The sequence below is a fragment of the Rubrilithobacter danxiaensis genome, from assembly GCF_047272945.1.
Lineage (GTDB): Bacteria > Bacteroidota > Bacteroidia > Sphingobacteriales > Sphingobacteriaceae > Rubrolithibacter > Rubrolithibacter danxiaensis.
Map to the genome: position 1 here is coordinate 1 of NZ_JBKOPS010000023.1, position 8,952 is coordinate 8,952.

7 protein-coding genes are annotated in these 8,952 nt (G+C 30.9%); all 7 read left to right on the forward strand.

Going from position 1 to position 8,952, the window contains the following annotated elements; translation table 11 throughout:
- On the forward strand, positions 1-1,220 hold a 1,220-nt coding region (locus ACLCDL_RS17645; RefSeq protein WP_423149737.1), incomplete at its 5' end, for an oligosaccharide flippase family protein.
- A 50-nt stretch (positions 1,221-1,270) separates the two neighbouring features.
- Complete coding sequence (asnB, locus tag ACLCDL_RS17650) at positions 1,271-3,142, forward strand: asparagine synthase (glutamine-hydrolyzing) (protein WP_423149738.1); 1,872 nt, start codon at positions 1,271-1,273, stop codon at positions 3,140-3,142.
- A gap of 47 nt (positions 3,143-3,189) precedes the next feature.
- Positions 3,190-4,395 carry an O-antigen ligase family protein gene (locus tag ACLCDL_RS17655; protein ID WP_423149739.1) on the forward strand — a complete coding sequence of 402 codons (1,206 nt, stop codon included), beginning with the start codon at positions 3,190-3,192 and terminating at the stop codon, positions 4,393-4,395.
- Between the two features lie 17 nt (positions 4,396-4,412).
- Complete coding sequence (locus tag ACLCDL_RS17660) at positions 4,413-5,462, forward strand: glycosyltransferase (protein ID WP_423149740.1); 1,050 nt, start codon at positions 4,413-4,415, stop codon at positions 5,460-5,462.
- Positions 5,463-5,526: 64 nt separating this feature from the next.
- A complete protein-coding gene (locus ACLCDL_RS17665) occupies positions 5,527-6,603 on the forward strand; it encodes an NAD-dependent epimerase (RefSeq protein ID WP_423149741.1) in 1,077 nt (358 codons plus the stop codon).
- A gap of 20 nt (positions 6,604-6,623) precedes the next feature.
- Positions 6,624-7,691 (forward strand): glycosyltransferase, encoded by a 1,068-nt coding sequence (locus ACLCDL_RS17670; protein ID WP_423149742.1) that lies wholly within the window; start codon positions 6,624-6,626, stop codon positions 7,689-7,691.
- Between the two features lie 92 nt (positions 7,692-7,783).
- Positions 7,784-8,952: hypothetical protein (locus tag ACLCDL_RS17675; protein WP_423149743.1), on the forward strand; the 1,169-nt coding region annotated here is incomplete at its 3' end.

Sequence of the window (8,952 nt, forward strand, 5' to 3'; positions counted from 1 at the left end):
TTATTTCAAACATTTTCTCACTGTACTTAAATAATGCAGTTAATTATGTACTTCCTTTAATCATTGTTCCCTATTTAATAAAGGTTTTAGGAATAGAGTATTATGGATATTATGTTTTTGCTTTTGCAATGGCTAATTACTTTCGAATATTTATAAATTTTGGATTTGAAATAACAACTTCAAAATATATAATTAAATTTAGAAATGACGCTGAAAGAAGATCTCAAATATTTTCCTTCGTCTTATTTTGGAGAGTTATCTTTTTTATAATATCATTCATAATATTTCTTGTAGCATTAAATTTTATTCCCCTCGCTCATAAAATAGGATCCCTTTTTTTTATTTTAAACTTCTTCTATGTAATATCATCAGTAATAAATTTAAACGCTTACTACTATTCTTTTCAAGAAATAAAATTTAGCACTGTAGCTAATGCAATTGGGAAAAGTTTATACCTAATTTGCCTGTTAATTTTCGTAAAAAGTAAAGATGATTATTTATATGTAGCATTATTTAGTTCTATGAGCTGGATTATTCCTTCCTTGATCTTATTCATAAATGGTAAAAAACGTTACCAGTTATCATTGATAAAACCTAAGTTAGGGCAAGATAAAGTAATACTTTCAGAAGCGAAAAATGCATTTATTTCTGATGTATCTGTAAGTTTATATAGTACTACAAATGTATTTGTTATGGGTTTGGCAGTACCAGCAAGTATTGTAGGAGTATATGGAAGCCTTGAAAGGGTTTATGCAGCATTAACTACTCTTATTAGCTCATCGAATTACTTAATATATCCAAGACTAATTAAATATTACGAAATTGGTAAAGATTTTTTCTTTTCTAAATTAAAATCTATTGAAATTGGATATTTTCTTTTTAGCTTATTAGTATTTAGTCTTTTTTTTGTAAGTAAACCTATAATATTAGGTTACATATTTAATGGAAAAACAGAGGAATATGCCAATATATATTTGTCAATTTTTTTAGTAGCAGCAATTATTTCTCCCTTCGGATCGCTTTATACGCGTTGTTTATTGATACAAGATCGTTCTCTAACTCTTTTAAAGGTTACTACAATTGGCTTTTTGGTAAATTTTATTGTATTAATTAGTATAATTTTTCTATTTAAAAGCTTTGCCATTATTCCAGTCTGCGTGTTGGCAACTCAGCTTTATATATTTACTGTTAAGCGCCTATTAGTCAAAAGAGAAAGTTAATTGAAAACTTTAATAATTAACTCTATTATAAAATCTATTATACTCATATAATGTGTGGAATTTACGGAACAACTATAAATTATAATCTGGAAACAGTCAATTCGAAACTAGAAAGAATTAACTTCAGAGGACCGGATTATTCAGCTTTTAAAAGAGTTGGAAATGTTATTTTGGGACATAACAGATTATCAATAATTGATTTGGATCCCCGGTCTAATCAACCTTTTCTCTATGGTCATTTGTGGATTGTTTTTAATGGGGAAGTTTACAATTATAAAGATATACAAAAGGATTTAGTAAAAAAGGGATACTCTTTTAAAACAACCTCTGACACAGAAGTGATTTGCGCAGCCTATTTAGAATATGGGGAAGAATGTGTAATACATTTTAATGGCATGTTTTCTTTTGTGATTTATGACACAGAAAAAAAGGAATTTTTTGGAGCAAGGGACCGCTTTGGCAAAAAACCATTTTATTACAGTCATATCAATGGAACATTTGAATTTGCAAGTCAACCTTCACAAATAAGTATTGCAAGAGATTTTACGCTTGATGAACAAGCGATAAGTGAATATTTTATTTGGAACAATATTCCAGAACCTAGATCTATCTGGAAAGAAGTTAAAAAGTTACCTGCAGGTCATTCCTTTATTTATAGGCTTAACTCTGATCAGTTAAAAATAAAAAAGTATTGGGATTTAGACTATAATTGGAATAATAAATTTACAGGGACTTATGAAGAAGCAAAAGTAACTCTTGAAGAGCTGTTATATGATGCAGTAGAAATTAGGCTAAATGCAGATGTACCTCTGGGAGTTTTTCTTTCGGGGGGAGTAGATTCATCATTAGTAGCAGCTCTTGCATCGCAAGTTAAAGAGAAGGTGAAAACCTTTTCAGTGAAATTTAATGAAAAAGGTTTTGATGAAAGTGAATATGCCAAGCAAGTAGCTAAACATTTACATACAGAACATCATATTATTGAATGCAACTATAATGAAGGTATAAGTTTTTTTGAGAATCTTTCTCTCTATTTTGATGAACCATTTGCTGATAATAGTGCCATCCCATCGTTACTATTATCGAAATATACACGGAAACATGTGACGGTAGCATTAAGTGGAGATGGTGGAGATGAAGGGTATCTGGGGTATCCGAGGTATAAGGGGATAAATGAAAAAATTAACGTATTTCGCTTGCCCTATAAATTTCGGAAGTTTTGTGCTTCTATACTTGGAATTTCTCCAATTAAACTACACAAGTTAATTGCAATGGGTATTTCCTTTAAAAACCTGGAAACACTTTATGCAAAAACGTTTGGAGGAATGGAGAATTCTTGGGTAATACAGAAAAATTTAGGCCTGGAAAATATGTATTCTTCGGCCTTAAATAATCCTAACAAACCGATCCTTGAAAAGATTTCAGATTACGATATTAAGACATATTTAAATTGGGATATCAATACTAAAGTTGATAGGGCTTCTATGGCATTTTCCTTAGAAACAAGAGCTCCTTTACTTGATTACCGAGTAATTGAATTTGGAAGATCGCTGCCAACAGCTTTTAAATTTGATGCAAAAGGAAACCAAAAGAAAATTCTGAAAGATATACTTTATAAATATGTTCCAAAAGAAATTTTTAATCGGCCTAAAGCTGGTTTTGCCATGCCATTCGAAGTCTGGTTTAGAAATTCACTAAAAGAATATGTATTAGATAACCTTACTGAGAAAGAACTGAAAAATATACCGGGAATAAATGTAAAACGCACCTTGGAGATAATTGATGAGCACATGCAGGGAGTAAGAAATCGACAACCCCAAATATGGAAGTTATTAGTTTTGATTCAATGGATTAAAAGTCAGAAAAAAGAAAAAGCAGTCGCACAGCATCCGTTGTTAAAAAACATTGTTTGTGAAATAAATTGATAGAACTTCTAATACTATAAATTGAAGTATTTGGAGTAAGAATAGAAATGAAGAGTTTAAATTATTTAGGGAATTTTGTTTTAATACTTTGCGTAATACTTTTGGCAAGTAATGCCTTAATTATCTCGACAAAAAAACATTATTTCACAGCTATAGAACCAGCTACCTTTTTTGCTGCTTGTGTGGGAATGTTATTCTTACTATGCTTTTTTAATATTAAAAGTCAAAATAGCAAGTCAAATACAATTTTTAGTTATTTTAAATTTATTTTCCCACTTTTTTCTATCGGTTGTTTATACGTTTTACTTTACTCAGTGGGCTTTGGAAATCAAAAATCTGATGCTACTACTCAATATGTCTATATTATATTATTTAATATAATTTGTTCGGTAATTATTTACTCGTATTTAAACTATTATTCAGTAACTAAAGAGGTATTAAATTTTATTTTTGAAATAACATTATTGGTGATTATAATAAGTGTTTTTATAGATGTTTTACATCCTGGAACATTTTCACCGACAGAAACTCGAGCTGCGGGGCTTCCTGAAAATCCAAATTCTACATCTTTTAGAGTTGCTTCTATTCTTGCTGTACTATTATTTTCAGAGATATCCATTAAGAAAAAATATTTTTATTTGGTATTTGCTTCCTTAGCAACATTTGCGACGTTTTCAAGAAGTGGAATCCTTTTACTTCTGATTGTTATAGCCTTTTTTATCGTAAAGAACCTTCAACATTTGCGAAAAATAAATTGGTTTAAAGTAATCGGGCTAAGTATCTTTTTACTTATTTCATACGAGATTGCCACTGCAAGTATTAATCTTCCATCGCTTTTGGAGCTTTTCGATAAGCAATTGAATAGTGAAAGATTTAACATGGTCACTTCCTCAGAAAGCTTCACCAATATGGAAGATCCACGGGTGACTTTGGCACGAATGTATTTTCATAAAGCTTTAGATCAACCTTTAGTTGGATATGGGCCTTTATCCTCAACGGTTTATAGTCAAGGGCCTCATAATATGTTTCTCCTTTTGTGGTTTGAAACTGGGCTACTGGGATTAATTTTATATCTCTTGTTTTTTTTAAATCTTTATAGATATGCAAAGCTGTCAAAAGCTATTCCTGTCATTATTTGGGGTATATGTGTCTTGACCAATTCATTTTTTTCCCATAATCTTTTATCGGAATACTTTTTTGTATTTGTAACTCCGTTGATATACTATTATACGCAACAATCTGAAACAGTTTAAAACTTACTGCGTTTTCTATGAGAAAGAAAGTTTTTTTTATTATAAGCTCTTTGAATGCAGGTGGAGCCGAAAAAGTATTTTGGCTATTATCTCAATATTTTGATAAATCTCTTTACGAAGTAAATATTGTATTGTTAAACGGTAAGAAGATTTTCTTTTCACAATCTTTGGAAGATATAAATCTTATTGATTTAGGAACAAAAAAGGCTTCATTATCTTTTTTTAAATTATACAGCTTGCTGAAAAAAGAGAAACCACATGCAATATTTACTACAGGTGGACAAATAAATGCATTAATGGGTTTTACCTCGTTTTTTATAAAGGTACCTAATTTAATTGCTCGTCCCGCTAATGTTGCCGACCTATCCTTAACTAGTATAAAGGCAAAACTATTAAGCTATTTTCTCAAAATCTCTTATAACAGATTTCATACAATAATATGTCAATCAAAAGAGATAAAGGATTCTCTTTTAAAAACTTATAGTATGAGTCCGCAAAAAATGGTGATAATTCCTAATCCTGTTCTACCAAGTGGCAATGAAAAAAATTGTAAGAATAAAAGTGAGAAAAGAATTGTCATGGTTGGAAGATTGGCAAAACAAAAGGGACATGAAAGATTCTTAGATATTTTTAAACAGTTGCCAGATAATTATAAATTAACAATAGCTGGTGATGGACCTTTAAGATCTGTAATTGAAGAGAAAATTAAGAATCTACAGATTTCATCACGAGTTACAATGCTTGGTCTTGTATCTGGAGTAACCAATATTGTAGCAAAACATGAAGTGTTTGCCTTGCCCTCTTTTTTTGAGGGTTTTCCCAATGCCGTCGTTGAATCGTTGTCAGTAGGAACACCTGTTGTTGCTTTTAATGTAGGGGGCATAACTGAAATAATTAAGAATGATTTTAATGGTTATATAATTCAGCAAAATGATTTAGAAGCGTTTAAGGCAGCAATAGTAAAAGCACTTAATAAAGAGTGGGATTATTCAGCTATACAAAAAGATGTCAGCGAAAGATTTTCAGTAAGAACAATCGTTGATAATTACCAAAAATTAATAGCATAATTATAAATAAAACTAAGAGTAAAGCTCTCTAAAGCTTATTAAAATTTACCTAATTAAAAAGAATATGAAGATTTTAATCACAGGAACAGCAGGTTTCATTGGATTTTACCTTGCGAAGAAATTGTTAGAACGTGGAGATGAAGTTGTTGGTATAGATAATATTAATGATTATTATGATGTATCCATAAAATATGGCCGTTTAGCTGAAACCGGTATTTCTAAGGAAAATATTGAATATGGAGAACCTGTTATAAGTGATAAATATAAAAATTACACTTTTTACAAGCTTGATTTAACCGATAATATAAAGTTAAAGAAGATTATTAATGAGGGTTCTTTTGATGCAATATGTAATCTTGCAGCTCAGGCCGGAGTGCGTTATAGTTTAGTTAATCCCCAAGCTTATATTGATTCAAATATCTATGGCTTTTTAAACCTTCTTGAAGCATGTAGATATAATAAAATTAAACATTTTGTTTATGCAAGTTCCTCCAGCGTTTACGGATTAAACGAAAAAATGCCATTTTCTACTCATAATAATGTAGATCATCCTGTTTCAATATACGCTGCAACTAAAAAGAGTAACGAATTGATGGCTCATACTTACAGTCATTTATTCAATTTACCAACAACAGGATTGAGATTTTTTACAGTTTATGGACCATGGGGAAGACCAGATATGGCACCTATATTATTTACCAAAGCAATAACAGAAGGTAGATCAATACAAGTATTTAATAATGGAAATATGAAAAGAGATTTTACTTATATTGACGATATTGTAGAAGGAATAGTAAGGGTTATAGATAACCCAGCCCATAGCAATCCTGATTGGAGTGGTATGGATCCTGATCCTGCAACTTCAAATGTTCCTTATAGGATTTTTAATATAGGAAAAGGAAGTCCTGTTAATTTGATGGAATTTATTGAAGAAATTGAAAATAACTTAGGTAAGAAAGCTGAAAAAGACTATTTACCTATGCAAGATGGGGATGTAACAGCAACATGGGCAGACATAACTGATTTAGAGAATATTTTAGGGTATAAACCTCGAGTTTCAGTACAGGAAGGTGTAAAACGCTTTATCAGTTGGTATAAGTATTTCTATCAGGTACAAGAGGCAGAAACAGTAGTAATATAAGATTCGGATAACTTTTATTTATGACACTAATTCATCTGTTGATCGGGTTGGGAGGCGGTGGCGCGGAGAGCTTTTTACTTGAAATATCAAAAAAAATTAAAGAAAATCCTGGAGTTGAAATATTAGTAGTAACGATAACCACAATTGATACAATTGCATATAAGTACGAGGCAGAAGGTATAAAATATATCTCGTTAGGAATGAACAATTCGAAAGGTTTTTTGAAAAAATTTAAAATCTTTCTAAATATTCTGAAAAGTTATGACCAGTGCGTAGTTCATGCACACATGTTTCATGCTTGTATGTTAGCAGCGTTAGCTAAATTTTTCAGGCCAAAAGTTCGAATAGTTTTTACTCTCCACACTAATTTTGTTAAGCAAAAATATAGACGCATTCTTTTGTTCCTTACCCGGAAACTCCGTAGTGAAGATATTATTTTCTCAGCTGACTCTAAGCAGTGGTATCATAAAGAGAATTCTAAAGTTATTGCAAATGGTATTGATACTTCTAAATTTAACCTTATCAATAAACACTCCGAGATTTTTACTTTTTTGTTTTTAGGTAGATTAGCTGAACCGAAAAATCCTTTATTTTTAATAGATCTTTCCAATAAGCTTAAAGATCGATTTAAATTTAAGATTTTAGTTGCCGGTGATGGTAGTTTGAGACAGGAGTTAGAAGAGCGAATCGCAAAATATAAATTACAAGAATATTTTTCCTTGTTAGGTTTTAGGGATGATATACCCTGTCTTTTTTCTCAGGCACATTGCTTAATTATGCCTTCGCTTTGGGAGGGAATGCCTATGGCGGTTTTAGAAGCAGGTGCAGCAGGAATCCCCGTTATTTCAACTCCTGTAGGAAGTATACCCACTATTTTAAATGATAAGAACGCCTATTTGTCAAATTTGGAGGATTTTCATTTACAAATGGAAGAGGTAATATTGAGTTATGAGACTGCCATACGAAAGGGCAATCTATTACAGGATTTGATAAAAAAAGAATATGATATATCAAGTAGTGCAAGGAAACATCTAAAGCTATATAATAAGGTTTTGGGGATCAAAAGTTTAGTTTTAAGTACCACTTAAGATAATTATTTATAAGATTTTCAATTTTTTTAATTGTTTACAATAATCTATTTCATGTCCCGTTAATAGAAACAGATTAAAACAATTAAATTATGAAGATTAAAAACAAAGTTTCCGCGAAACTGTTAGGCTCTATTTTCCTAATGTCCTCAGTGCTCTTTTTAACTAATTGTAGAAAAGAGAATGATTTTTTACCTACTGAAGAATCGAATTCAACTGAAAACATTTCTTTGAACGATTCTCTTGGTAAACTTGCTGTTTCAGCATCAGAAGTAAGTTCCACTGCTTATAATATAAGCAGAGCGTTGCCTTCTGGATACGTTAAAAATGGAACGAGAGATTATACCTCTTATGTTCAAGCTGCAATAAACAAGTATAGTACTGTTGTGTTTCCTGCTTTTCCAATTTTGGTTAATGATAAGGGTATTACAATTCCTTCAAATCGTAAGATTTACTTTTTAGATGGTGCACAAATCTGGTTAAAAGGTACTTCAAAATCGTCTTATCAGATATTTAAAATGCAAAAAGTTTCCAATGTTACTATTATAGATGCAGTAATAAAAGGTGATAGAGCCAAGCACATTGGTACAACCGGCGAGTATGGAATAGGAATTGGTATTTATTCGTCCAGTAATATAACTTTGACTAATCCAAAAGTTACTGATTGCTGGGGCGATGGAATTTATATAGGTAGGTATGGTAGTTCTTCTACAACTAATACAAATATTAAGATTACTACTGCCTATCTTAAAAATAACAGAAGAGATGGTATTTCAATTATTTCCGCAGATGGATTAACATTAGATCGTCCATATGCAGGATATACAAATGGAACAAAACCTCAAAGTGGAATCAATATTGAACCTAACAGTTCTTCCTGCCAGCTTAAAAATATAAATATTATTAATCCCGTTACAGAGAATAACGTTGGGAATGGAATTCAAATGTGGTTATATAATATGTATAATGGATCTACTAAATCAGTTAGTATAAATATTACTAATCATAAGGATAATAATTCTTATTACGCTTATAAAGTTTCCAATCTTAAACGAACAGGATATTTATCAGGTAATATTACTTCTAAAAATCCAAGTTATTCTAAATCTGCAAGCTTACCCTTGTGGATGAAGCAAACTGATCCTAAACTTAAAACCTATATTACCAGTCCTTCGGTTACTACTACTTCTGGTACTCTATCTAACACAAGTTGTATCAAGAAATTAAATAACGGAGTAAAATCTGATAGTCAAAAGCCAAT